This is a genomic window from Paenibacillus woosongensis (assembly GCF_009725165.1).
Lineage (GTDB): Bacteria > Bacillota > Bacilli > Paenibacillales > Paenibacillaceae > Fontibacillus > Fontibacillus woosongensis.
Window position 1 is genome coordinate 749,759 of the sequence record NZ_WNZW01000002.1, and the last position, 26,498, is coordinate 776,256.

The following is a 26,498-nucleotide window of genomic DNA, read 5'->3' on the forward strand; positions in this document are numbered from 1 at the left end:
CTTATAGAATATATTTGCTTTCAAGCCAACTTATAGATGAAGCGATTACTTGTTCCGTCCACTCATTGGACAAAAAATGATGATCGCATTCCGCAATTTCTACCTTACTAATCTTGAAATGATCTATCTGCCGAATCCCCCGAGCAACTTCTTCATCCTTACCGCCATAAATAAATAAACAATCTCGATCAAGTTTACCGAAATTTAGTTCTTTTAGAATGCCATTGCGTTCTTGAAAATATTCGTGGTGTACCCAATGTCCAAGCACCGGCCAAACCATACGAGATCCGACCCTATGAAGCCTCTGATTAAGAGAATCTCTTGGAGTATCTTCGCTTGCAATTTTAAAAGTAGGACTCCAGAATATTAAACCTTTGATATAAGATTGTTGAAGTGCAACCTGATATGCGATAAAAGCCCCGTCACTAAAACCAAGCAAGTGTATTTGATCAGCGCCAAAATTCTGCTGGACATAGCGAATTGACTGATCAATATCTTTTACTGATTGTGATATAGTAAATTCATAAAATTCGCCCTGACTTATTCCCGATCCCGTTAAATCGATTCTCAAGCAGGAATAACCATTTTGAACCAAAGCCCTGGCAAACCGGAGACATATCCGGTGTACATCAGTACGAGTACCACCAAGACCATGACAGATAATTACGGTCGCTTTCGGTTTGGAACACGTATGATAAACTCCGAATAGTTCTTTCCCATCATTTAAAATAGTCACTGGTAGTTCCATATCATTCTCCTATGCAATTCGACAGCTATAAAATAAATTTTAGTTCACTGTTCTTGACATTTTGTTTCATGAATTGTTTAATTTCGTTACTAACCTGATGCTTCTCAGCATTCTTTTCCAATTCATTTACCAGTGAAAGATACAATTTCTCATCCCATTGGTTCGAATTTGTAGAAACCATTTCAAGACACTGGTCGAAAAACTTGTTTACATGACTCCCAAATTCTTCTGACATTACATGCAGACGGCTTTTAAATTCACTTACCTCTTTCCACTCAACATAATTTTTTTGAATTCTGGCCAGTAAACCCATCCCGTATTCCAATGTAACTGCCAAATTGGATGCGTTGCTTATATAACGTGCATTATTTAACGATTCAGCTAGAAGGCCAACTTTTTTATTAACAAACCGATATTTTAGCGGTGCTTTATAGTTAAAATCCTCAGTCAATAATCCATCCTCTTTAATTTTTGCTGCTAGTTTTACACCTTCAAAAATCTTCAATGTACGGCAAAATGAAATAAACGAGTAGGATTTGTTAATCTTATTTAGAAATTGACGATTCTTTTCCAAAGTTTCAACGCTAGAGTATGGATTAAACATAATAAATCCTGGAAGAACATTTACATCATATTTATTAAAAAATTCATAAGCTCTTAAATTATCTTCGACCTTTGCACGTTTATTGAACAGATCCAAGTCGTCCTGGCTTCCTGATTCAAATCCAATGAGAACAGTTGATAAACCGGCAAGACTAAGTTCTTTGATTAAACGTTCATCTTCTTCGGATGTATAAGACTCTGCTCTTGTCAAACAGTTAAAATAAAATTTAGATTGCTTCTCGTTGATCGCGTTCACAAAATCAAATAGTCGTTTCTTCCCAAGCAGCCCGGGGTCTTCAAAACTATTATCAATAATGTTAAATTGCTTCACTTCGAAATTCCGGTTAAGATGCTCCATTTCATTGACCACATCTTGAATTGCTCTACCTCTCCACTTCTTTTCATATCCAATATCAATACAAAATGTACACCTCGCCTGACATCCTCGTGAGGTACGTATTTTTGCTTTTCTCTGACTCCGCAAAATAGAAGCATCACGAACTGGCCAAGGTGAATTATTAAAATTATCCGTAAGAGGTTCTGACTTATAAATATGTTCACCTTGCTTATATGCAATCCCGTAGCATTTATCTGTAGGTTGCCCAGATTCCAGGGTTTTTACAAGATTAACCGCACTATCTTCCGAGTCTCCTATTATCAAATAATCTATAGCAGAACAGTCATTTAGTAACGCTTCGTAATTGATACTTCCCCGATGTCCGGTCAAGCAAACTACAAGGGCGGGCTTTACGGATTTCGCAAAGGCAGCAATACGATAAATACAATCGATTAAATCATCTTCTGCATAAAAATCGAAAGTGAGGAATAAATAACTTGCATTTTCAACAAGTTTCTCAATCTCTTCTTCTAAATTATCTTTTAGCAATTGAAACTTATAATTGTGGACTCGTGAATCAAATCCATTGGAGATAAAACAAGATGCAAGCGTTTGCATATCTAGATTTTCTCTTTCCTCCCACTGTCCATCGTATACAATTTGGAGCAACTCAATATTCATCTTGAAACGTTGTCACCCCTTTCAAGAAGGCTTTTTATCGTATTGGAAACTACCTCAATAGTTCTCAAATTATCGACGACCAGCTCTTCATCGCTGAATTCAACATTAAATTCTTCTTCCAGATAAACGACCAACTCCAATATCTTTATGGAATCGAGGCCTAGATCATCCATCAAATTCATGTCATACTTCACTTCTTGTTTCGAAATGGATACAGCAAAATTATTATAAATAACGTCTACTACCCTTTCTAAAAGTTGTTGCTCAAAATTTGTTTTCATTTATATTACCTCCGAAATTGGTTATTGCATAACGATAAACATGCAGTGTTTTTAATGCCATGGCTCGTACAGAATAATCCTCATTAACTTTTCTTAAATTAGTAATCCTGATATCGTTCAACTGATTGACAGGTGTTGCAACGGCTCTTTTAAGTACCATCGAGAGCTCGCTTCCGTCAATATAATATCTATTGTGCGAATCTAACTTTAAATCAAACAAAAAGCCATTTTCTTTATCAACGATAATTTGCTTTAAGCCGCCTATATTAGAAGCTATTGGCACGGCCCCCACCACCATAGCTTCAAGTGCCACAATACCAAATTGTTCGTCTAGTGACGGAATGACGATATAGTCAGTTGCTGCGAGTTTCTGGTAAACTTGCTGTCGATCTATATAACCAGAGAATTGGATTTTTTTATCATATTTTTGTCTAAGTTCAGTCTCCAGCGAACCTGTACCAATAACCTCAAAATCAACTTCATTTTTGATAAGGTCAGTTGAAATACATTCACACAGCTGTTGAATTCCCTTTTCTTTCTCCAACCTCCCAACAAACACCATATTTTTTTTTGTTCCAGGCTTCTCCTTTCTATTGATAGGATAAACATCTGTAACCCCTTCAGTGACAATACCATGAGGTACTATAAAAGAATGCTTGTAATTCGTCCCATAGACTTCTTCCAACAACTTTTGCCCGTAATCACTTACACAAATTAATGCATCTGAACGGGAAACCATGATTTGTTCTCTTTGCAGAATAATACTCATGTCGTTTGGATGCGGATGCCCTCCGGCATTTTCGTACTGTTTCTCCATAAAATGAATCGTACTTACAACCGGAACCGAGTAGGTATCAGATAATTTCAAGGCTGTCTCAATCATCATCCAACCATGACAATGTATCACCTCCGGAATAAAATTTATTCTGGAGAGCCTTTGGGATACAGTTTCGCTTAGGTGATCAAGACAGGATTCATCCGAAGGCAGGCTTGTACAGCGATTAGAAACAATGTTACTTTCAATTCTCCCTAAACATTCATTAAAAATAATATTATTGTTGTTCTCAAGTAAACCGTACCGGTTAACAGTTACTACTTTAACCTGGTGCCCTAACGCTTTCAGTTCCTCGGTCAACTCGAAAACATGTTGTCCCATACCCCAGATAGGCTTAGGTACAAAATCGTAAGTTACCATTAAGATATTCAATTCTATCACCTTATTGCTTGACTTTTTTGCAACCACAATTCCCTCAGCTTATACCGTTGGATTTTACCAACTGGACTTTTGGGGATACTTTCCGTAAATTCAATTTGATCTGGAGAGATAACATTGTGTTTCTTGCAAGCTTTTGCGATTATTTGCTTCGCGTTGTCCGTGTTACTAACGGCGTGGGAAGCCAATACAATAAAAGCCACAATTTTATTTGAGTAGAAATAATCCTCGATCCCTATAACTGCTACCTCTTTTACAAAATAAAGGCTCCTTATTGCATCCTCGATTGAAGATGGCCAAACATTCAATCCTCCCCTTACTATCATCTCGTCTTTACGCCCACGGAGGTAGAAAAAACCATCCTCATCACGATAACCAAGGTCACCAGTTAAAAGTATCCCCTCTGAAAGTACACGACTAGTCAATTCCGGCCTTCGATAATAACCTTTCATTACGTTTTTTCCTTGAACAGCCAGTTCCCCAATAGTGTGAGAACTCTCGATTCTTTCACCATTTTCGTTAATTAAAATAACGGAAACACCAGAAATAGGTTTTCCAATAGAACCCGCTTTATTGATGAACAGATTCGGGTCTAGGTAAGTGACTCGAGGAGATGCTTCCGATAAACCGTAACAATGATAAATGTCACAATTAAACATTTTATGCATGTCAACAGCAAGCTTCACATCCAAATACGCTCCAGAAATCGATACTGCTCGCAGTCCCCCTTTATATTTCGCAGAAAACCTTACAAGCGAAGCTATCATTGTAGGAACCGCACCCAAAATTGTAATTGGATTTTGATTGCAAATCTGAAGAATGCGTAATGGATTAAAGCCTTCTGAATAAATAAACAAGGTTGCTCCGCATAATATCCCTGCAATCAATTCTGCGGTCAGAGTTGAAGAGTGATATAATGGTTTAACAATTAAGATCGTATCTTTAGAGGAATAGCTGATATAATCGGTTACCGCCAAAACATTCGTTACGATATTTTCGTAAGTTAACATGACACCTTTGGGCTTACCCGTCGTACCCGAAGTAAATAATATCGTAGAAACATCACATAGCTGTTCATCAAGACTTTCCCGATTCACGATATGAATTCCACATAATTCTACATCTGGAACCTCAATTGCCGAAATAGATAGATTGAATTCTACTTCTGAGTCGCTAATGATGGCATTTATGCCATAGTCAGTACAGAATTGAATTAGTTCTTCGCTGGTGTGCTGATTGTTCAGAACAAAAACCTTCTTATCACAAAAAAAACAGGACAAATAAAAAATACACCAATCAATAGAGTTGCGACAGCTGATTACCACGCTTTGGATTCCATGCTGCTCCAATATGCTTACAGTACTGTTTATTCTTACATAGATATCCCTATAGCTAAGATGGCGTTTCCCATCGGTTAGGGCAGTCTTACTGCTATCGAAAGATACACTTTTCCCATTTACTACAAATTCCATCGAATCAATCCTTATTCTATAAAATTAAGGAACGATGTTAACTCCATTGAACCTAGGTAATATTTGGCAATCCCTGATATCATTATGATTAAACAGCCAGAGAATGAACCGCTCAATTCCTATACCGAAGCCCGACGTTTTCATAGGATATTTTGTTTTGATTGTACAGTACCACTCGTATTCAGATGGGGGTACCCCATGCTTTTTCAAAGCCTCCAAGACCTCTTCAGCATTTCTATGCCGTTCCCCCGATCCGACTACTTCTCCAATACCCATCAACAAGTCAGCATTAAGTGCCTTACTAGTGTCCTCTTTGGAAACGCTCTGATAAAATGGTACCGATAAATGGTCGAAATGAGTCAGCCAGACTATACCGAATTGTTCCATTAATTTCTTTTCTCCTAGATTGTTGACCGCTCTAAAACCAGCCGGGTGCTCATCATAGTATCTGGAATCACCTAACAATTTGATAGCCTCATCGGTTGTAATTCGTTCAATCGGACCACTCAGGTTGGCAACTTTCTCAATGTGGGAATTGTCTCCATTAATCGAAAGCAAGGTGTCTGCATAGTCTTCAAGCAGCCTTGCCGACATATATGAGATGTAGTCTTCAACTAATTTCATGACATCATCAAGTGTCCCAGGAATCTCGGCTTCGCTATGGAAAAATTGGCACAAGTGCCGTTCATCCGCCGACTCCCCCCTAAAAGAAGGCATAATATAGTAACAGCCTTGTTCAAAAATTCGGCACCCGTATTCCAACATAAATTGCATGGAATCCGCCAGGTATGTTTCAACGCCACAAATTTCGACTTTAACAGGTAATGAATCGCTGCCAAGTCCCATTGGACTGGATATTGAACCTGTAGTGATTGGAAAGTTCAGCGTTTTTATATCTCGTTGTTTGTAGAAATCCACCGTGTAAATTGTTATTAAATTCTGAACTTCAGCGATAGCACGATACCAAGGATCTTCTAATAATTTGATATAATGAGTCCCTACATCCATCCATAATTTTCTTGGCCTTATCAAATTTCCAACTGGCATTACATGGCCTCCTAGTCATTTTTATTCAAAGCTTATTACTAGCTTGGAAAAATTCACTTATCTCACTTAATAGTTTTTTTGAAACATAATGGTAATTTCGTTTATTGATAGTGATTCCGACACTGAAGCCACCTGCATTATCTCTACCTCCCCCTTTTTTATAAATACAAAAGGGCAAAACAGGGATAACATTTTCAGGTAAGTTTTGAAGACTGCTGAAAAGCAGATTTGATTCACCCTCAGTCAAAAGCAGTATAGCACTGCAGTTTGGGGATATGGATTCTAAATATCGCATTCCCAGCTTCATGTACAGTATTTGCGGAGAATAAGCAATCGCAATCAGATGCCCGCAGATTTCGACTTCTTTTCTAGTCTTCTCAACTACGTGATACGCCTGCTCAATGCAAAGTTGAATCTCTTGCTCTCTTCTTTGGTATTTCTCGCTTAATTGTCCGTTTGACATCCATATCCCTTGCGCAATATCTTGGACGAACAGTAACTTATCCGAATCCTGCATACCATTTATCAGCTTCATAATCCGCTCTCCGATCGCAAAGTATTCATTTCGTATATTGAAATCAAATGAGTGTGCAATCTTTGAAAGAGCAAGCGATTCATCATCTGAAAACGAAAATGCTCGAAAGATCAATTCTGAAGCTGATACTCCGCCTTGTCTGACAAATTGGAAACAGAGCCGATTTAAAAGCTTTTCTCTGTCAGTAGAAAGATAGTGATGGTCAAAATAGTACAGCCTGGCTTTCTCCGAAAGACTGATAAGTTGTTCGTCACTAAGCGCTTGTTCTACTAATGGCAAGTCGGAAATAAAAATTTTTTCAAAACCGTCAAATATACTATTGTTAAAAAAAACAGCTAGTTGAGAATAATCCAACAGTCTGCATTCCAAGTCCATTGCCTCTGAGGGTGAAGTCAAGCGCAGGTGCTTGATGATTAGCGCCTGGGATATTATACCATCCGGATCCTTCGAATGACTGATAAGCAGGACTTTTTCTTTCATTCTACTCGCCCCTATTTCCTATTCCGCATTTATGATATCTTGGACGATGTAAATAACTCACTATCCACTTTATAGTTCTCTTTGCGGAGGAGCATAAGACTATACCCCATGATGCTCAGGTTATCTCGAAATAACAACATGTACTCCCTGTATTTTTTTGAAAGAATCTCATATGATTCCGAACATAGGCTTTTCAGATGATCCCTTTCCAATATCTCATCGACAAAGGCGTTAACCGTATCCGTTTCGATATAGTCGAAAGAATAATCTTCATACCAGTACTTATTCAGTAGATCATGAGTGAAAAAGTCATACCAATATTTTGATTCCCAAGGAATAATTTCAACCTGTATCGCATCTGACACCTTCTTAAGCAACTCATCCGAAGGCTGTTGAACATAGTACATTGGTGCAGCAGCAATAAATCCTCCATTTTTCAATACACGTACGTATTCGGCAAATGCTTTTTCACGGTTTGGAATAAGGGATGTAACATTTCCGCAAAAAACCATGTCGAAGGATTCCTCAAGGTAATCCGTTTGGGATGCGTCCATTAATTCAAACTCGATTAAGTGACCCACTCCTTCCTGCATCGCGCGTTTTCTTGCTTCCTCCAAACTGACAGGGTTGATGTCAATTGCCTTGATTTTGCAACCAACTAATTTAGCAAGTTCCACAGCGGTTATACCTGTACTTGTTCCGATTTCCAGCACCCGACTGTCTGGTTTAAGGAAGGCCCTTTGGGCTAGTTGGAAGATCGTATTATAACCACCAGGTGGACGGTTGGTTTCGCGCACAAGACCAATCATCTGGTTGTAGTCCATTTTCAAAATATCGGATGGCGTATACTCGTTTAAACTAACTTCATTTGTAGTATTTAACATTAAAATTCTCCTTGTCCTTTTATATTTCTTATTACCAGTACAGAGCAGTTTCTGGCCCAATTTCGATAGAGGAATCCTCCATTTCGATTTCAAGTTCCTCCGGGTTCATAGTTTCATTAGAGCGATTTTGATTTTTGCTGTCTTCTTGACTACACATGATCATTTCCTCCTTACAAAGTATTTGATAGCCTTACTTTTCTAGTTCACGGTTATACAACTGTTTGTAAAAATTGCGTGCCCTCTCCCCGATACATTGCATACGGAAGGAATAACGCTCGACGCCTGGAACCAGAACTTTAATGACTGGAAACTCCAAAAGAGGGTTTGTCAAATCAACCAATAAAATCTTGTCAAACCCTGCTGTTTTAATGTTATTAGCCATATACGTAAAGTCTTCTAATGCACTTGAAAAATGAAAAGAAGGGATTTCAGAATAATGCAGTTGTTTTTCTTGAGAGAACCAATACTTGTATTTTTGTTTATAGTCGCTGTATGGCATTTTTTGTTTCTTATCCTGAAATTTTTTCAAATCTTCTCTGGCTCCACTGATTGTGCTAACCCTGGAGAGAGCAGCTTCATTTAGGGCTGTCATTAAGGCTACATCCTTATTAGGATGAGCTCCGTATCCACCACTGACGTACATAGGGTCTAATAAATCCAAATCCTCGATTAAAACAGAGAACACAGGAACTTTGATATCAGGTGCCGAAATATATCGAATAATGAGATTCAAATTACTATACGCAGATTTAATTTTTCTGATCTGATCAGCTAGTGCCGAATGTGTGATGCTTTCCAATGGGACAGTCGGGTAATTTCTCAGCAATAAATTTAAAGCTGCTGAATCCCGTTCGATCACTTCAGCTAGCCCGTGAGACATGCACTCGATAATGGTGTTACCAGCGGCTAATCCTGTAGTAAAATAACGAAATAACATTCTGCCCTTTTCCGGCTTGTAAGGATAAAAAACGGTATTAGCAGGTATATAGTATGATTCCCCAGTAAACAAATTTACGGCTTTCGTCCATTCTAATATCTCATCCTCCAGAAATCCCGCTTCTTTAGGCATGTTAAATTCCTGTGGATGGACAACCTTACAGCGTTTCTTTAATTGAATATAGCTATCAGCTATAATCCTTTCAGACGAGTAATTCTTTCTTTCAGCACAAAAACGTTCAATTCCCTCTACGATTGCGGAGACCTTACATTGCTCTTTCGTACTGCCCTTTCCTGAAAATACAGTAAAAGTTTCCTCTTCCTCCTCGGCATCCGGCCTTACACATTGATAAGCGGTTATACCTATAGAGTCTAATCCGGTAATATCCGGGACACGGGTTATTCCCGCGAGATGCTGAATTGGTTCAACCCGACTTAGGGTCACTTCTGGACTAACAGTCCGTTGCTGACTCAAAGACATTTTTTTTCCCGGGTTATTTTCAAGAAAGGGATTAGTACTAAGAAAATAAGATGGTGAAAAGAGAAACTCCCTCTCCAACAACGACCGATGTGTGTTAACCAATTCCAAGAATGTTGCCCGATTCCCCCAAGGAGCTGAATCTTCTATATTCTCGATAGAATTGAACAAAATGTACTTCAACACATCAAAATTGCTTAGTATCGCATAAAAATGAATAATCGATCGTTCTTCGGGAAGTAAATGAGAATACATTTCAATAAATGGATAATAATATTCCATTCCGTAAGAATGCCCAACGAATTCCCCGATGGCGAGCAATGCATCTCCGCCCCAAAATGCATCAAGGTCTAATACAAGCAACTTATCAGAATCGGTCACTAAAAAATTGGATAAATTGAGATCAATAGGAATCAATGTCGGCTTAACACCTTGAAAGTATGTTTGGTTGCTTTCAAGATAATTACTTAAGAAATCATGTATTTCTTTCATTTTTTTCAAAGAGCTTGTTGGTTGTAGGGTATTAAGCTGGCTCAAAGCATCTCTTAAATACGCTTGCAAAAATTTGTACCAACTGTCGAAATTACCTTTCAAACCGGAATGTAGCGGCCCGAATCCTTCTACTTGAATTTCCCTGCAATCCTCTAAATACATATAAATATCTTCCATGTACTTTTGAATATCCACATCCTGCTTAAGGAGTTCTATTAGTGTACAGCCCTCCACATATTCAGTGATTACATATTGAACATCTTCATCTTCCGACGACTTTCCTACACAGTTACGTATAAAAGCAGAATGAGACAAATACTTATAAATAGCGCTTTCATTGTTATTAATTAACGAAGACTGCAACGATAATAATTTAAATAAATAAACTTTTTTTTCAGCTTTAACTTTATAAACTCTATTTTTCGTTTCTGAAATCAGTTCAATTTCTTGAACAGAACCCAACTTCTGTCGAATAAATGAAATTTCGTCATTTATATTATTCATCATTGATTTCCCTTCAACCTATTGTATGTAATAAATTGCCTTTCTTAGCGTCAAAATTTTATCGTTCATTATGATAAGGGCGTTCATATGGTAACATCCCTGAACCATATCATGAGGTAACTCCAATGATGGTAGCGCAATGTGATGGGAATCCCCTTTATGCAATGTACCCTCGATAAAAGAAGCTGGCATTTTCATAGGGTTTCGCTTGTCAAATGGCTCCATTATCACACCAGCCAAATAATAGCACGGCATTACCTGCGAAGATTGAATGTGAATCACTATATTTTGATGATCTCCTACCTTCCAATAAGTTTCACAATCAATTTGACCTGTCAGGAAATCATCTAAGCCATCAAATATAGTTGCGCAATTCAAGCATTCTATTAACCTTCTTCTGATACCTATTGCTTCTACTGTTTTTATCTCCACTCTGACCGGAGCGCCACAATAGGGGCACCATTGACAGTTACTCTCCTTATCCCGTTCTGATAAGGAAAAATAACGGTCAACTTGAAAACGAGTATACCCCCCCAAATTAAAAACCATTGTTTGGTAAAATTGAAACCAAGCTTTTTGAAACTCCCGGTAATGTCGCCGGAGTTTTTTATAAAAATCCGGCCACTCCATTTGAAAATGATCATTTTGTTTCAATCGATTGAAGTATAGCAGTATAGTTATCCATAATGACTCGGTTTTATCGCTTAAGACTTGCAACTGATCACTAAAATAAGGTTTCCCCAACAACCTTGACCCGTTAATAATCATGCGGGAATATTCAATTCCTTTTGTTAACGATGGATTCCATTCGACATATTCAGTTTGCGTTCTCGTATTAACTTCCGAAGAATTGGTGATGAAATATTTAAAGAATGAATTAAAATCCTTATATTGCTCGAAGGCTTTTTGAAACTGAAGCGGCCTTTTTCCACTATTCTTAAATTCCGGGTCTCCGAAGATAACTATGATATTTCGGCTGTCATTATAAAGTTTGAAATGGTTTGTATTGAAATATTCAACTGCACTGCCAATGGTTTCTCCTTTTGAATACTTCTCAGCGATAATTGGACCGGCAGTACGATCGAGTAGGGACATGGAGTATGTAGTTAGCAAAACGGCTGAGTATGGAGATTGGGCAAACTGAAATGCAAGCGAAGATCTTTCATCGTATACACTCTGTTTTAACAAAACTCCCCAGCATGTATATAAAAAAACAAGCGCGCTCCTCAAATCTAATGCGGATATCAATTCATTCTCTTCCGTTTTTCGACTACATGTGGTGCTAAAGAAACAGGGCATCAATTTATTTATTGCTTCGTTATCGTTCGAAAAGTCCCTTTGCGCACAGAGAACCGCGTCTCCGATAGACATATCAACACCATTAGAGTGCGGTGTAGCAAAGAAGAATGTAGCCTTTTCATTAATCAATGATTTAGGACTCGCCGAACTTCCTTTACCCAGAACCACCTTAAATTGATCGAATTCAAAAGTATGCGATTCTTTTTCCAGTGGATAAAAAAAATGATATGGAAAATCTAAAGGGATTTCTAAATTTATATAAATATATGTTTTTAGGACAAAAAATTCTCTAGTTTCTGAATCGAATGGATAGAAAAAGCCAAGAGGTGTATTGTTTCTGGCATTTTCTTTTGATGTAAATATTTTATTCATATTTGTCACGGAAAATTGCTCTGGAACACAAAAGACATAAGACTTGGCGCTCGATGTCTTCTCAAAAAACTCTACAGTTAATTCTTCATACTCCGCGAATACCACTGTTCGGCCACTTAATATACCGTAAAGTAGGGACTGATCATAACTTTGATCCGTTACACAAACGATGACTTGTAAATCTGTCAGCTCATTTGAAGAGACTGCTAATACTGAATTTATACAATACCCCAAGCTGTTGTACGCCTCTCTTAGAGCTTCAGTTCCGCTATATGTACTTAGCCTTGTGATTTGTTCGCAAAGCTCATTTTCTTTCGAATCATTTAACAATCCTTCTATAAACTCATTTATTTCACACAAGTTATAAGAGGCATCCAGGTAATTAAGCGCTTTCATAATCTTCTTAGTTGTTTTTTTATTTGGTGACGGAACAATCAACAATTCCCTGTTACATTTTCTATAGTATCCAGCAATCAAGTACGCAGAAGGCAACATGGAGTGATCATATGTTTCCAATATTAAAGCCTGACTTTTTTTGTTATCGAAATCAGAAACCCTTTCGGTCAGCAGCTGCGAAATCACATTCATCACCTCAACCTCCAGCAATCACACTGCTGATGTATAGGGTGTCATTTTTTTGTAATACTGTATCAATTCCCTGCCTTAACCGAATATCATCATCATTTATAAAAATGATAATATTACTCTTTAATTTACCGTCATTAGCATATATTGATGTTTTTACAGAGGGGTAATTGGTTATTAACTGATGCAAGATATCTCTAACCGTAGCCCCGTCCTGGACCTGAAGAGCCTTCTGACCATCGATTAATGACATCATCGTAGTCGAAACGACTAATTTCGCCATATTTTCACCTCGTACATATGATAAAAAGTAAGGGGTGGTAGCGGTGATTGGAGTCGAACCAATACCTTCCGGGAATGCACCGGACGCTCTTATCTCCTGAGCTACACCGCTTTAAGTGAATTTAACGCCTTTTAAGGAGTTTTATTCTTTTTATATTATATATTTACAGAAAAGCATATTTCAATAAATCTGTAAATAATTAACTCCTTTAAATTATCAAATACAATATTACAAAATTAGACGGAAGTTTCCCTCCGCCTCTGACTGCTATCGACAAAATATTCTCGACATATTAATTTATTGCCTTCTGCCTTCTTAGTTAATCTTACTTTTTTGGGTACTTATGCTCTTTTTATATTCCGCAGGTGTCATCATCGTGTATCTTTTAAACAAAGCACTGAATTGTGAAGTTGAGGTGTATCCAACTAAACTCGCTATTTTCGTTACTGGTAGCTGAGTCGTACGCAACATTTCCTTACCGTAATTGATACGCAGTTGATTGAGATAATAGATGGGGGAAATTCCAAATACCTTGGAAAATGTATTACTCAAATAAGTAGGATGGCTTCCAACGAGATCGCCCAAGGTTTGCAAAGTAATTGGGGTATTATAATGAGAACGAATATGACGATGAACTTTGATAAGTCTGGTATCTATTTTATTTAAGCAGTTTGAATCTTCGTCAACTTCATTCATTTGTTGTACGATTTCGTTGATAACAAGAGACAAACCCTGTAAACTCACTTCATTCCCTTCTAAGATATTACTTCCAAAATAAAGTAACTCATTAAAATAGATACACTCGTTTAATCGAATGATCGCCTCTTTTGTATTCTTTAACGAACTGTTACTAAACGTAAATCCTTGTACCTGCATCCGATAGGTTGAATGACTTTGAATTTTAATAATATGATTTGATTTTTTTAAAATGATAACGCTCTCATCATGTAGTTCAAGCTGCTTTTTATTATCAATCAAAATTGCCCTGCCTTGAACTTCAAGATATACGGGACAGTTTTTCGGTATATACCATAATTCTGTCTCGCCTGGCATAATATAATTTTTTTTGCGAATGGTTATCAAGCGTGACAAGATATCCCCCCCAAAAAAAAATGTTAAGAACTCATTCTGTTTGTCCGCTTACTAATATATCGTGTTCAGATATTCTATTAGTTTAAGGGCATCCTTTTGTTTCAAATCTAATTCTTTACGGTTTTCCATTACAAACTGTTTGAATGGTTCTAATTCTCGATCATTTTCCTCAAAACAATTAAACAAGTAATAATATGTCAAATCGTAAAAATAAGTGTCCTTTGCTGTCTGTATAATTTTTTCCGCGATTTCTGGCTGGATGATTTGTTTCTCTAATGCTCTTAATACACTATAGCGAATATTTACAAGTGGTTCTGTAACTGCCCTTAAAGAGTCTGGGTCAAAAGTAAGAGCCACTTCTGCATCTGACTCGATGATTTTGTCCTTATACATCCTGTACACATCACCAATTCCAACCATACCATATACATCCAGTTCTGCGGCACGGAGCGCCCCCATACTTGAACTTCCAATCACCTTCACGCCTCGTTTAAGAACACTTAACACTTCTCTTGGCGTGACAGATAAGTTCATATGGAAGACGCCGTCCACAATTGCGACTATTTTCGCATCATCAGGAATATTTTGTAAATCTCCTCGTTTAATAGGCCCCCGTAAGTCAGCTTTAACTTTTAGAAACTGACAAACTTGATTATGACTCATACTAGGACCAATATAAATGATAGGTAGCGTCTCCTTAATTAGAATTTTCCCCCTTTAATTTACAGTTTTGGATTTTGCCATTTGGCAATTAACTCGTCTTCTTTTTCTTTAGTAATTCGGTCAAATAGAACATGTGCTTTGTTTACATTTATCGAACGCAAAGAGAAATCTTCAGGCCATTGTAAAACTTCATCGAAATTCATTTGACTGGTAATGCCACGTGAAATGCTTGGGAAGAAGGGGGAACCTAATTGCGTAATCCATCTAATCGCTTCAACAATATGCAAGAAAATTTCAGCCATTCTCTTTTTATGATCATCCTGTTTTGCTAATTGCCAAGGCGCTGTTTTCTCTAAATAGGCGTTTAAGTGGTTCGAAAATATCATAATCGCATTAATTGCGGCAGAAGGACTATTTTCATTCATAGATTTCTCCACAATCTGTCTGGTTAGGAAAGCTTGTTCCCGGATCTCTATATCTAGCTGGTCGATGGTGCCTATCCCCTGAACTTCAATTCGACCATCAAAGTATTTGAAAATCATCTGGATAGTTCGGTTCACCAAATTCCCCAAATTATTCGCTAAGCCACTATTTATACTGGAGATCAAATTCTGGTAATCCAAGTCTCCATCACGCCCTACAGTGAGCTCCTTCAACAAATAATATTTCAAAGCGTCGGGGGTTATATCCTCCGCAAGCATAGTCGGATCGATTTTAGTAGCTGGGTCGGATTTGGATATCTTTTTGCTGGAAATCGTCCACCATCCGTGAACGATCAAGGATTTAGGCAAACTGACTCCAGCTGACATCAGTATACACGGCCAATAAATGGCGTGAAATTTTAAAATATCTTTGCCAATAATATGAATCGTATTACCCCAATATTGATTAAATAGCTCACTGTCGAATCCACCCAGATTAGAAATATAATTCGTTAATGCATCTATCCAGACGTACATAATGTGCGACTCGTTACCAGGCACCTGAATCCCCCATCGAAAGGACGTTCTTGATATAGAAAGATCCTGCAGCGGATTATGCTTTAAAAACCCCAGTACTTCATTTCTTCTAGTTTCCGGGTAAATGAATTCAGGATGTTGTTCAATATGACCCAACAGCCGATCATAATATTTGGACATCCGAAAAAAATAGGTCTCTTCACGCATAAAATCTACGGTCCGGTTATGTATCGGGCAAAGCTTACCTTCCAACAGTTCAGACTCCGGGTAATATTGTTCACAATCTACGCAATACAAGCCCTCATAGTGACCCAAGTAGATATCGCCATTTTCCTCCATTCTCTTCCATATCTCTTGGGCGACTTGACGGTGTCTCGGTTCTGTCGTTCGAATAAAGTCGTCATATGCAATACCCAGTTTGCCCCACGTTTCTATGAATTTCTCCGCTAAATCATCGACAAATTTCTGGGGTTCACAATTGTTTTTCTGCGCAGCTCGTTCGATTTTCAAACCATATTCATCCGTACCTGTTGTTAAACGTGACCGGTAGCCTCTTAATTTGTAATATCGATTATAACAATCCGCAAGAATCGTTGAGTATGCATGTCCTAAATGCGGCGTTCCGCTGGCATAATAAATGGGCGTAGTGATATAAGTATACTTCATCTTCTTCACCTCAGTAATTTTCTTTAGTAATGGTCTTTTTAATCGTAAAGCGAGCCAATCAAACGAACACTAGCTGTTTCTAAGGCATTCACTAATATCTTTCCACCAATGGGGAGTGTATATATTGGATCAACATGAGAAAAATTCACATTTGCAATAATCGGAAAATCATAACCCTTCAAACTATCCTTGAGTAGTTCTTGTAGCTTGGAGGTATCAGAAAAATAAGAATTTCTAGGGAACATGCCTATCATAAGTCCTTGTATACACTCAAATATACCAAGTTGTTTGAGTTGTGTTATTGAACGAAGAAACTTATTTGGAGGTTCGTTAAAACCTGATTCTATAAGTAAAACCGAATTTTCCATTGAAGGGAAATAGGGCGTTCCTGCCAATGCGAGTAACGTATCTAGATTTCCTCCCAATAGTTTCCCAGTACATTCACCACTTTGAAGTATTTCCCACCCTGGGTGAGGATATACTTCTCTTGGACCGAGTGACTCCTTTAGGTACCATAAATCATCCGCACAATAATCTGATGCTGAAAGTTCAATATCATGTTCTCCATTAATTAATCGGAGGAAACTTTCCATCGAAATTGGAAATAAGTTAGGATCGCAAAAAGCTGAAAATGACATTCCGTGAAGCGTTTTACAACCGGTCATATGGTGTATTCCGTTTAGCAATCCCGTCGTGTCGCTATAACCGATTATGAGTTTTCCAGATTCTTTAATGAGATCATAGTCCAAAACATCAAGGAGTTGGTTGGAATTGTATCCGCCAAAAGCCGCCATAATCATTGTAGTATCAGGAGAAGAAAGTGCGGAATGAAAATCATCTATCCTTTGCTCTAATGAGCTGACACCAAGTTCCCCTTGCTCATTTATGTACCTTCCAAATTTCACCCGGTATCCAAACTTCTCCAACCTATTAATTCCGATTCTAATCATTTTTTCTGACATGACCGACATTGAATTAGAGGGAGTCAGAATAAAGATTCCATCACCCTTCTGCATGTTCCTTAGCTTACCACACATTCAATTGTCCTCCATGTTTCTGCAGAAAACTTAAGATTACAGCCCTCCAGCCGGTCCAGGTCATCCACTGAACTAAAAGTTACATCTTCAAAAATGTTATAGCTCTCAATTATGGTTGGAACAAAGGGCTTTATGAGTATGATGACCCCTGCCATCATTTTGCATATCAATTCTAAATCCGCCAAGGATGGATTTTTGTAAAGCTCGCGAGTGGAAATTATATTTCCACATTGCTTAATATATCGTAGAACCTCAGTCAAAGCCTGATTGGGATTCAATTTTTCGAAATGTCCCCTAACGAGCACTATAGTTTCGTATATGAGTTCATGTAACACTCCTTGTTTAGGAACAGTAGACACATTATTGTTTTGGAGAATAGTCCTGCACCGTTTTAAAAAACCTCCAACCTGTCGACAAAGTACACTGTTAATAACTTGAACAAACTCAGCTTCTTTGAAATAAAAATCATTCATCGTGTCCGGGGTTCGGTATGCACAATAAAATCGGATATAATCTACGGGAAACTTATGAGTCAGCTCGAATATGTCCAAGGGAATATCAGTAGCTGACAGATCTAAGAACCCCCTCGCTGATATTTGGAAATCAACAGTATAACTATGTGTCGCTTCTCTTAGAAGGATTGGCCATACAATCCCATGGTAATAAACAATATTTTTCCCTAAAAAGTGCCGAAAAGATATATTTCCACCCAAGTCATTGGCTAAAAAAAGATAACCAATCAACGACTCATACCACAAGTAAATATACTGATCTTCATCATTAAACGGAATAGTAATTCCGTAATAGTTGTCTCGCGTGAAATCCCATTCTGATAAACCATCACACAACAAGGAATTTAAATAGTTTTTGACATGAATTTGCATCTGACGGTCTATGCCATCCTCAATTATTGATTTCCCTTTTTGGATGTCTAGGAACCAATGATTTACGATGCTTTCAATAATTTGATCGCTTCCGCAAAAAGCGCACATATAGTTATTTTCTGAATCGCTCAGTTTTATTTTTCCTGTCTTTGTCACTACATCGCTGGATCCAATACGAAAACGTTTGGGCAAATACTCCAGGCATTCTCCACATGAATAAATAATTGTCTCCTTTTGCACAATATAACCTTTTTCTCTTAAGTTGTATAACGACTCGTATACAAGATCACGAAGAGCGGAGTCATCAGTACGTTCATATGTATCAAAACGTATATCCAAACAATCAAAAATTTTCTTGTATCTCTCATGATAGTTACTTTTTAAAACCTCTGCCTCGATATTTGTATCTTGGAGTTCCTTTTTAACCCAAAGCCCGTGGACATCGGTTGCGGAAACTAGCACACTGTCGTAACCCAGAATAGCAGCCATACGATTTATGATATCAGCAGGTAAATAAGTACTAGCAATATGTGCAATGTGGATATCGGAAGGAATAAAAGGGAAGGCGGCGGTTATAACCAGACGATTCATCTCCGGTATGCACTCCTGTCAGTAAGAAATTTCACAATTCAAAGTTATCGACTATATCTTTCAAAGCAGATACTAAATAACGAACATCTTCATCTGTATTAAAAGTACCAAAGCTAACCCGAAGCGATCCACCGGGAAAAGTCCCTGCAGTTTGATGAGCGATGGGCGTACAATGATATCCAGCTCTAACTGCAATGCCGTAGTGTTCATCTAATAAAACACCCAATTCAATTGGATCAATACCTTCCACATTAAAGGACACTACGCCGGTGCGGTAACGCAGATCGGATGGCCCATAGATTCGTACTAATTCGATAGAGTTCAATTCCTCCAATAACTTTGCCGTTAATTTCATTTCCTCTTCATAGATACGCTCTACGGTTTGTTCTAACACGAACTCTACACCCGCAAGCAGTCCACCGATCCCCGGCGTGTTTGGAGTGCCGCTTTCATAACGATAAGGCAATTTTAAGGGCTGTTCGCTATCTTCAGAATAGTTTCCCGTCCCCCCCATAATAAGAGGTTCCAATCTCAACTGCTGATTGATATAAAGCCCCCCCGTACCTTGAGGGCCATATAATCCTTTATGTCCAGGAAAGGCAAGCATATCCACATTCATTGCAACCACATCAATGGGCAATACACCAGCCGACTGCGAGGCATCCACCAACAAAGCGATTCCCCGTTCTTTAGCCAATCTCCCTATTTCTTCTATAGGTGTAATTGCACCCGTTAAGTTGGAGACATGAGATACTACAATCAACTTTGTATTCTTTTGAATCTGTCTTTCGAAACTGACAATGTCCCAGGACCAGTCCTTCCTAGGTGATATGTAGGTAACTTCTACGGCTTTATGGTTTTTAAGATACTCTAAGGGACGTCTAACCGAGTTATGCTCAATCGTAGTTGTAATTACATGATCATGCGGTTGTAAAAAACCAATGATAGCTTGATTTAATGCATGAGTTGCACTCGAGGTAAATATGATAGATTGTGGATCATTGCAATTAAACAACCTTGCCAACTGAACTCTAGCATTAAACAGGACAGAACGTACATCTTCTGCCAAGCGATAATTACCTCTTCCAGGATTCGCTCCCAGTGTTATTAAATCTTGCATTCTTACGGAAACGCTTTCTGGTTTAGGCCAAGACGTGGCCGCATTGTCCAGATAAACCACTTTCATCTCATGGAACCCCTTTCATAAAGTTGCACGAGTAAAAATTATTTAGTTTGTATTGACTCTTTAGCCGCCTATAGATTACCATAAAAAAAAGTTTATTACAATTATTTTTGAAAGGAGCCTGCAGTGAATGGATCGTTACTCACGACAAATTTTATTTCCTCCAATTGGTAGAAAGGGCCAACAAAAAATAATGAATAGCCGTGTTGCCATCGTAGGATTAGGAGCATTGGGATCAGTCTTGGCTAATCATATGGTCCGAGCGGGGGTCGGTTTCTTACGCATCATAGATCGTGATTTTGTTGAGGAAAGCAATTTGCAAAGGCAAATGCTCTACGATGAATCAGATGTAAGAGGACTGCTTCCAAAAGCTGTTGCTGCCTTTGACAAATTAAGTTTAATAAACTCACAAGTAGAAATTGACCATGTGGTAGCGGATATTAACAATACGAATGCTGAAGAATTATTGAGTGGATTTAATCTTGTATTGGACGGTACGGATAACTTTTTAACCCGTTTTATTATCAACGATGTTTGTGTTAAGCATGGAATTCCTTGGATTTATGGAGGTGCCGTAAGTTCAAATGGAATGTACTCCGTTATTCGTCCGGGTGAAACGGCTTGTTTCCGATGCCTGTTTGAGACACCGCCGGAAACCATCGTCGGCGAAACTTGCGATACTGCTGGCGTGATCGGACCATTAATCCATATTGTTGCTTCATTTCAAGCGGTTGAGGCACTAAAAATACTTACCGACAATATGGAGCAACTCAATCCCTTTACGGAAAATTTCGATATTTGGTTCAATGAACAGAGACACTTAAAATTTAAGAATAGTAAAAGACCGAATTGTCAGGCCTGCGCTAACCATAATTTTGAATTTTTAGACCCCTCTATTACTCACGAAAGCATTACATCACTTTGCGGCCGCAATACAATCCAATTTACTCCGACCGTTTCGAAACAAATAGACTTGACCGAATTGTCTCGGCGGATTAGTCATCTAGGAATAGTGAACAGCAACAAATTTTTGGTTAGGCTCCATATTAATCCTTATACCTTGGTCTATTTCAGTGATGGCCGCGTTTTGATTCAAGGTACCGATGACATAAGTACTGCAAGATCGCTTTATTCCAAATATGTCGGTGCATAATGCTGGCATGAATTCCGCTTAAATTCGCTTTTGGAAATTTTATCTTACAAATAAAAAATTGTAGATTCAACCGCATTAAAACGCAGAATTATTATGTTTTATGGCTGTTTAACAGTACTATATACCTGGTACATTCTCGTATCGTAAATTTAGCTATAATCACAACATAATGATTTATGGTTTTGATAGAGATAAAACGTCTTATATTTCCAATGATTTTAATGAAAAATATCTGTTTAGTGAATGTTACTTTTCCCAATTCGTAGATTCATACTATCAATTAAAAATACTCCTATTTAAGAAAAAAATATACATACTAATTTGACCCTTCGACTTGTAGATAATCTAATAGTTATTCGACAGGTTCTATCCTGTTATGCGTTCATCATATTTGCATCAATATTTTCAAGGACGGGTAAAATGAACCATAAACTTAGATGGAACCTTGTATAGAAACAAATAATGATTTCTTTGGCGCAGATTCTTATAGAGCATTCTACGCCTAAGAAATCCATTAGCACTTCTTCTTATAAAACTCATAAAACTCATCGCGCTTTCACGCTAAGCCCACTCCTTGCCGCTATGCTCGATACCGGAGCCTTCCTTAAAAATTACTGTCCCTAGACCTCAGGAATACTTTGACAAATTTGACTTTCTCCATTTTCAGCTGAACTCGGCCGGCCGCATCATAGGCTTCCGATCCACATATTATGAACGCAATTTCATAGCCCTCTTTATCCGTCCCCATTGGATCGTACATCGACACGTCCTTACGCGTTTTCTTCAGTCCAGATCCTCACCCGTATTATCGAATTTCTTAAGATTATGAACACGTTACTTTGGATTTTCCGTGCAGCTCATTCAGCACTTGCTCCAGCACCTGCGATTCCTTAACCGCAAGCATTTGGATCTTTGCGATAGCCTCTTCCAGCAAGCTCGTATCTTCCTTTAAGAAGAAGGCGTACTTGTAAAATAGCTTCCGGATCAAAAAGGCCTCTCGTTCAATCTCTTGATACTGGGCTGTCAATTTTTCAGAGGGACTCCAATAGCCGTTCTGTTTCATATACTCCAACCGGTCGGCCATCATTTTCTTGTGCTCCCACAGAAGGTGAATCGGGATAATGTTACGGTATAATGTGGAATCGGATTGGAGCAAACGCAAATATTTGACGATTTCGTCGTAAACCTTAAGCCCGTACACATGATGATTGGGACTGGCGATCGCCCTGTATCTCTCTGAACTGTTGCGGGACAACACATAATCCTCCAGGCTTTCGATCACCAGCTGAGTATCAAATGGATAGGTCCGATCTTTATTTAGGCTATACAGTATAATCTCCTTCGTATAATACGCCTTACTGCGATCGGCCTGTCGATAGCTTTCTAGAAACGGCTCATATCCGATATCCGTCTGTCCGTACTCATAATTGTGATTAAAACCGAGCGTATGAAATACTTGCTCTTCATCATCATAACCGAACAATAAAGTGTCATGCGCAAAATGATGCTGCCTGTACATGGCCTTCCCCGGCAAATAAAATTCATCCAGAAATAAATAGACGTAGTCTCCCTGATCGATGCTTCGCTTGAAAAAAGCGATCAAATCCGTTCCCGTCTCCATCCGGCTGAGCAGATCTGCCGTAATGATTTTGAGATGAAGCAGCTCATTGTAATGATGTGTATGCATGGGCTGATAGTAGTTAACAAAGATATGTTCATCCAGATGATTAAAAAACTCAGGGTCCGCGCTCCATTGAATGTAATGGCTGTGAAGCCAGGGGAGAAAGTGCGGATGCTCCGGCATAACGGATAATGGATACGCATGGTGCAAATAGCTGTACAGCGCAGGCTGCATATGAACAGGGAGCTGTTTATGCATTAATGTATTCCCCCTCCACCCGCAGCAACCGCCAGCTTCTCTTCGATAAACGCCGCCATTTTACGGATCGTATTGCACTCCTGAAGATCGAAATGGTCGATGTCAAAATGCTTCTGCAGTTCTACCTCAAGCTTGAGCGCAAGTAACGAATGCCCGCCAAGCTCCACAAAATCGTCATCGATACCGATATTGACGTTTTCGAGCACATCCGACCATACGGTGGCCAGCTTTTTCTCCAGCTCCGTTTGCGGTTCGGCGTATTCCGTCCCAGTATAGTGAGCTCTCTCGCTCGGCTCGGGCAGGGCTTTACGATCTATTTTTCCGTTGGGGCTTAACGGCATTTCATGAAGTTGAACGAACCGCGTTGGGATCATAAACCTAGGCAGGGACTGTGACAAAATATCCCGCAGTTCGCCAGCCCCAAATGTCCTGTCTGCCACGTAGTATCCGCAAAGCTGTTTCTCGCCGGCTTCGTCCTCCCGCACGACAACAACACTTTGCTTGATGGAAGGAACCTTAGCGAGCTGAGCATTGATTTCGCCGAGTTCAATACGAAAACCGCGTATTTTAACCTGATGATCCATTCGCCCGACATACTCGATCGTTCCGTCAGGCAGCCATTTGGCGAGATCGCCTGTTCTGTAAATTAGTTCTCCCTCCGCGAAAGGATGATTTACAAATACCTCGTTCGTCAAATCATCTTGATTTAAATACCCCCGGGAAAGACCGGCTCCCCCGATACACAGTTCCCCTGGAACACCGATCGGCTGAAGCTGACGATCTCCATTGACGATATACATTTGGGTATTGCCGATCGGTGAGCCAATCGGCAGGGTTGCCGCTTCAGGATCAATGCTGTTAACTTTCCAGTACGCCGCATACACCGTACACTCGGTCGGGCCATATATATGATATAAGCGGCCAGCACCTAACATATCCAGCGCTTTTCTTACATGGGATACCGATGCCTGCTCTCCCCCAAAAAAGATCGCCTTCATATTTTTCAAGCTTGACAGGTCACAATCGATGAACAAATTAAATAAGGCTGTCGTCATAAAAGAAACCGTGATTTGCTCATTTTTGATCAGATCCGTAATTTCGGCAATGTCTCTCATCGTTTCCTTTGGAACGAGGATCAGTGCCGCCCCCCGCAGCAGGGCGTTGTAGATATCAAATGTGGATCCGTCGAACGCATAACTGGACAATTGTAGAACCCGGTCCTGTTCTGTAATTTGAAACTCGCTTGCACCCTGGATCAGACTGGTTACATTGCGATGCGTGATAAGAACCCCTTTTGGAGCGCCTGTTGTCCCCGAAGTATACATCATGTACATCAAATCTCCCGGTTGATTCACATCCGGTAAATTGGATCTGTCTTCACAATAGGAGAGCTCTTCGTCCAACACAACATGATGCTCCACACCCGCAGCCTTGGCTGAAAGATGCTTTTGCAGCAGCATCAGCTTTATCCCGGAATCGCCGATCATGTAATTCATCCGCTCCTGCGGGTATTCCGGGTCGAATGGAACATATGCGCCTCCCGCTTTCAGGATCGCGAGAAGACCTGTAATCATCTCCATAGATCTTTCCGCGAGAATGCCAACAGGCTGCCCCGCCCTGACCCCTTTGTTTCGCAAGGTCCGCGCCAGTTGATTGGCCCGTTCATTTAATTGGCGGTAAGACATCGACTGGCCTTGGAATGCCACCGCAGTCCGATCCGGGAACCGGTTTGCCTGCTCCTCGAACCATCGATGAACCGTAATGTCTCTGACGGGAAACGAGGTGTTATTGAATTCCGCCAGAAGCTTGTTTTTCTCTTCCATAGTCACGATGTCAAAATCCTTCAGCCTTTGCCCCGGAGATTTCATTCCCTGCTCCATAATCAACATCAGCCGATCGCAAATTTGCCGTATTTCCTCTTCCGTAAACAAGCCGGTTCTGTAATCTATTTTAAGCAGCAGACTGCCGGGCATATTATGCAAATGAAATACAGCGTCCAAAGTCAGATCCTCGCAGCCGTAATCTTCACTATTCCCTAATTGCGAGCCAGCTTCTTCCGCCTGCCCCATATCCAAATAATCCATGCTTAGCTGAAATAAACGGTTCACATGGGGATGACTTTTCCTGATTTCGGACAGCAAAAGGTCATATGGATACTTATGATGCCGCAGCGCAGACAATTGTTCCTGACCCGCCTGTGAAACAAGTTCCTTGAATATCATCTCCGGTTCAAGCGTTATTCTTAATGGCGTAGTGCTGACAAACATGCCGAGCGCATGTTTATCATTGAAATTGGTCCGGTTCAAATAATTGGTACCGACGACAATATCCTGGTTGGATGTTAATTTGAACAGAAGTATAGAGAGGGCGCTTAGGAGCAAGCTCGAAGGGCTCACATGATGCTCTTGACAATAGTGATTGATTTGCTCGGACAGCGGCTGTGGCAGAGAATACGAAAACCTTGCAGCATGTGTATCTATGGCAGGTACCAGGTTCGCCTTGATCGTAGAGGATTCCGGAACAGTTTGAAATTTTTCGAGCCAATATTTACGGTCTTTCGCAAACCTGCCCGACTGAAGATACTTTTTCTCTTCTTCTATATAAGCTTGATAGGAATATGGCAGAGGGATTTGAGGAGTTTCACCATGAAGCAGCTCTTGATATAGTCTGTAAACTTCCAGTCCGCATTTACTCAGGGAGAATCCATCCTGAATGATATGATGGGATTTCATGTATAACCATGTTTCGTCCTCGCCTTTTAAAATGATGCAAAAATAATACAATTCCGAACCGATGAGCTGAAACGGAATTTTTCCTTGTTCCCGAATCCACTCGTCAATGACGGATTGCTCCGTATCCTGGCTGAATGGAACGACATCAACGGGTTTTAGCTCAGGCTGCTGCATAAACGATTGGTATACTTCCCCCGAAGCTCTGACATGCAGGCGCAGCTGAAAAATATCATAGGATGCAATCAACGCTTGAACAGCCTTCTCCAGCACGGTTACATCCAGCCTTTGCTCAAACTTCAAGGCCGCATTCAAATTTCCAATCGAGGTGCCCGGATAGGTTGCTTCCATCATCCAGATTCTTTGCTGCGGGTGTGTTAATTCATGCTCTCCGTTTGTATCCAATTCATTGCTAAGCATCTCTCCACTCCT

21 protein-coding genes and 1 tRNA gene are annotated in these 26,498 nt (G+C 39.5%); 1 reads left to right on the plus strand and 21 read right to left on the minus strand.

The features are described from left to right. Position 1 precedes the first annotated feature (1 nt). The 19 genes from GNP95_RS09815 to GNP95_RS09900 all read right to left on the minus strand — a co-directional run bounded on the left by GNP95_RS09815 (position 2) and on the right by GNP95_RS09900 (position 20,308). On the minus strand, positions 2-748 hold the full coding sequence (locus tag GNP95_RS09815; RefSeq protein WP_155610631.1) for an alpha/beta hydrolase: 747 nt from the start codon (positions 746-748) through the stop codon (positions 2-4). Positions 749-773: 25 nt separating this feature from the next. Beyond that, complete coding sequence (locus tag GNP95_RS09820; protein WP_155610632.1) at positions 774-2,369, minus strand: B12-binding domain-containing radical SAM protein; 1,596 nt, start codon at positions 2,367-2,369, stop codon at positions 774-776. Next, positions 2,366-2,650, minus strand: a complete 285-nt coding sequence (locus GNP95_RS09825; protein WP_155610633.1) for an acyl carrier protein — start codon at positions 2,648-2,650, stop codon at positions 2,366-2,368. The genes GNP95_RS09820 and GNP95_RS09825 overlap by 4 nt, the downstream gene beginning before the upstream one ends. Beyond that, positions 2,634-3,857: a glycosyltransferase family 4 protein gene (locus GNP95_RS09830; protein ID WP_155610634.1), complete on the minus strand. Its 1,224-nt coding sequence runs from the start codon at positions 3,855-3,857 to the stop codon at positions 2,634-2,636. The genes GNP95_RS09825 and GNP95_RS09830 overlap by 17 nt, the downstream gene beginning before the upstream one ends. A gap of 5 nt (positions 3,858-3,862) precedes the next feature. Then, complete coding sequence (locus GNP95_RS09835; RefSeq protein ID WP_155610635.1) at positions 3,863-5,335, minus strand: class I adenylate-forming enzyme family protein; 1,473 nt, start codon at positions 5,333-5,335, stop codon at positions 3,863-3,865. Between the two features lie 24 nt (positions 5,336-5,359). After that, a complete protein-coding gene (locus GNP95_RS09840) occupies positions 5,360-6,382 on the minus strand; it encodes an asparagine synthetase A (protein ID WP_196427123.1) in 1,023 nt (340 codons plus the stop codon). A gap of 25 nt (positions 6,383-6,407) precedes the next feature. After that, complete coding sequence (locus tag GNP95_RS09845; RefSeq protein WP_155610636.1) at positions 6,408-7,397, minus strand: hypothetical protein; 990 nt, start codon at positions 7,395-7,397, stop codon at positions 6,408-6,410. 29 nt (positions 7,398-7,426) lie between these two features. Further along, the gene (locus GNP95_RS09850) at positions 7,427-8,281 is read right to left on the minus strand and encodes a class I SAM-dependent methyltransferase (protein WP_196427124.1); all 855 of its coding nucleotides are present in this window, start codon (positions 8,279-8,281) and stop codon (positions 7,427-7,429) included. Between the two features lie 31 nt (positions 8,282-8,312). Continuing rightward, complete coding sequence (locus tag GNP95_RS26425) at positions 8,313-8,438, minus strand: hypothetical protein (protein WP_269058953.1); 126 nt, start codon at positions 8,436-8,438, stop codon at positions 8,313-8,315. Between the two features lie 33 nt (positions 8,439-8,471). Continuing rightward, the gene (locus GNP95_RS09855) at positions 8,472-10,694 is read right to left on the minus strand and encodes a YcaO-like family protein (protein WP_155610637.1); all 2,223 of its coding nucleotides are present in this window, start codon (positions 10,692-10,694) and stop codon (positions 8,472-8,474) included. Between the two features lie 15 nt (positions 10,695-10,709). Then, a complete protein-coding gene (locus tag GNP95_RS09860; RefSeq protein WP_155610638.1) occupies positions 10,710-12,950 on the minus strand; it encodes a hypothetical protein in 2,241 nt (746 codons plus the stop codon). Between the two features lie 4 nt (positions 12,951-12,954). After that, positions 12,955-13,230 carry a MoaD/ThiS family protein gene (locus GNP95_RS09865; protein ID WP_155610639.1) on the minus strand — a complete coding sequence of 92 codons (276 nt, stop codon included), beginning with the start codon at positions 13,228-13,230 and terminating at the stop codon, positions 12,955-12,957. Positions 13,231-13,265: 35 nt separating this feature from the next. Then, positions 13,266-13,341: transfer RNA gene (locus tag GNP95_RS09870), tRNA-Met, on the minus strand. Between the two features lie 204 nt (positions 13,342-13,545). Then, positions 13,546-14,322: a helix-turn-helix domain-containing protein gene (locus tag GNP95_RS09875; RefSeq protein ID WP_155610640.1), complete on the minus strand. Its 777-nt coding sequence runs from the start codon at positions 14,320-14,322 to the stop codon at positions 13,546-13,548. A gap of 51 nt (positions 14,323-14,373) precedes the next feature. Further along, complete coding sequence (locus GNP95_RS09880; protein WP_155610641.1) at positions 14,374-14,985, minus strand: TfuA-like protein; 612 nt, start codon at positions 14,983-14,985, stop codon at positions 14,374-14,376. Between the two features lie 59 nt (positions 14,986-15,044). Continuing rightward, on the minus strand, positions 15,045-16,610 hold the full coding sequence (gene metG, locus GNP95_RS09885; RefSeq protein WP_155610642.1) for a methionine--tRNA ligase: 1,566 nt from the start codon (positions 16,608-16,610) through the stop codon (positions 15,045-15,047). A 38-nt stretch (positions 16,611-16,648) separates the two neighbouring features. Continuing rightward, the gene (locus tag GNP95_RS09890; protein WP_155610643.1) at positions 16,649-17,647 is read right to left on the minus strand and encodes a S66 family peptidase; all 999 of its coding nucleotides are present in this window, start codon (positions 17,645-17,647) and stop codon (positions 16,649-16,651) included. Next, a complete protein-coding gene (locus tag GNP95_RS09895; protein ID WP_155610644.1) occupies positions 17,632-19,122 on the minus strand; it encodes a class I tRNA ligase family protein in 1,491 nt (496 codons plus the stop codon). Before GNP95_RS09895 ends, GNP95_RS09890 begins: the two co-directional genes overlap by 16 nt. 31 nt (positions 19,123-19,153) lie before the next feature. Beyond that, positions 19,154-20,308, minus strand: coding sequence for an aminotransferase class V-fold PLP-dependent enzyme (locus GNP95_RS09900; RefSeq protein WP_155610645.1), 1,155 nt, complete (start codon positions 20,306-20,308; stop codon positions 19,154-19,156). 127 nt (positions 20,309-20,435) lie between these two features. Here GNP95_RS09900 and GNP95_RS09905 point away from each other — a divergent pair, with 127 nt between their 5' ends. After that, a complete protein-coding gene (locus tag GNP95_RS09905) occupies positions 20,436-21,458 on the plus strand; it encodes a ThiF family adenylyltransferase (protein WP_155610646.1) in 1,023 nt (340 codons plus the stop codon). A gap of 823 nt (positions 21,459-22,281) precedes the next feature. Here GNP95_RS09905 and GNP95_RS09910 read toward each other — a convergent pair. Continuing rightward, entirely contained in the window at positions 22,282-23,337 is a 1,056-nt protein-coding gene (locus tag GNP95_RS09910) for a cysteine peptidase family C39 domain-containing protein (protein ID WP_155610647.1), read from the minus strand. Then, positions 23,337-26,486: a non-ribosomal peptide synthetase gene (locus GNP95_RS09915; RefSeq protein ID WP_196427126.1), complete on the minus strand. Its 3,150-nt coding sequence runs from the start codon at positions 26,484-26,486 to the stop codon at positions 23,337-23,339. The genes GNP95_RS09910 and GNP95_RS09915 overlap by 1 nt, the downstream gene beginning before the upstream one ends. Between the last annotated feature and the right edge of the window lie 12 nt (positions 26,487-26,498).

Excerpts from the sequence above, each read along its gene's own strand:
- GNP95_RS09880 (WP_155610641.1), bottom strand. The coding sequence starts at position 14,985 with ATGAGTCATAATCAAGTTTGTCAGTTTCTAAAAGTTAAAGCTGACTTA.
- GNP95_RS09835 (WP_155610635.1), bottom strand. The coding sequence starts at position 5,335 with ATGGAATTTGTAGTAAATGGGAAAAGTGTATCTTTCGATAGCAGTAAG.
- GNP95_RS26425 (WP_269058953.1), bottom strand. The coding sequence starts at position 8,438 with ATGTGTAGTCAAGAAGACAGCAAAAATCAAAATCGCTCTAATGAAACT.
- GNP95_RS09850 (WP_196427124.1), bottom strand. The coding sequence starts at position 8,281 with ATGTTAAATACTACAAATGAAGTTAGTTTAAACGAGTATACGCCATCC.
- GNP95_RS09890 (WP_155610643.1), bottom strand. The coding sequence starts at position 17,647 with ATGTGTGGTAAGCTAAGGAACATGCAGAAGGGTGATGGAATCTTTATT.
- GNP95_RS09815 (WP_155610631.1), bottom strand. The coding sequence starts at position 748 with ATGGAACTACCAGTGACTATTTTAAATGATGGGAAAGAACTATTCGGA.
- GNP95_RS09820 (WP_155610632.1), bottom strand. The coding sequence starts at position 2,369 with ATGAATATTGAGTTGCTCCAAATTGTATACGATGGACAGTGGGAGGAA.
- GNP95_RS09910 (WP_155610647.1), bottom strand. The coding sequence starts at position 23,337 with ATGCATAAACAGCTCCCTGTTCATATGCAGCCTGCGCTGTACAGCTAT.
- GNP95_RS09895 (WP_155610644.1), bottom strand. The coding sequence starts at position 19,122 with ATGAATCGTCTGGTTATAACCGCCGCCTTCCCTTTTATTCCTTCCGAT.
- GNP95_RS09825 (WP_155610633.1), bottom strand. The coding sequence starts at position 2,650 with ATGAAAACAAATTTTGAGCAACAACTTTTAGAAAGGGTAGTAGACGTT.
- metG (WP_155610642.1), bottom strand. The coding sequence starts at position 16,610 with ATGAAGTATACTTATATCACTACGCCCATTTATTATGCCAGCGGAACG.
- GNP95_RS09860 (WP_155610638.1), bottom strand. The coding sequence starts at position 12,950 with ATGAATGTGATTTCGCAGCTGCTGACCGAAAGGGTTTCTGATTTCGAT.
- GNP95_RS09855 (WP_155610637.1), bottom strand. The coding sequence starts at position 10,694 with ATGATGAATAATATAAATGACGAAATTTCATTTATTCGACAGAAGTTG.
- GNP95_RS09845 (WP_155610636.1), bottom strand. The coding sequence starts at position 7,397 with ATGAAAGAAAAAGTCCTGCTTATCAGTCATTCGAAGGATCCGGATGGT.
- GNP95_RS09915 (WP_196427126.1), bottom strand. The coding sequence starts at position 26,486 with ATGCTTAGCAATGAATTGGATACAAACGGAGAGCATGAATTAACACAC.
- GNP95_RS09900 (WP_155610645.1), bottom strand. The coding sequence starts at position 20,308 with ATGAAAGTGGTTTATCTGGACAATGCGGCCACGTCTTGGCCTAAACCA.
- GNP95_RS09865 (WP_155610639.1), bottom strand. The coding sequence starts at position 13,230 with ATGGCGAAATTAGTCGTTTCGACTACGATGATGTCATTAATCGATGGT.
- GNP95_RS09840 (WP_196427123.1), bottom strand. The coding sequence starts at position 6,382 with ATGCCAGTTGGAAATTTGATAAGGCCAAGAAAATTATGGATGGATGTA.
- GNP95_RS09905 (WP_155610646.1), top strand. The coding sequence starts at position 20,436 with ATGGATCGTTACTCACGACAAATTTTATTTCCTCCAATTGGTAGAAAG.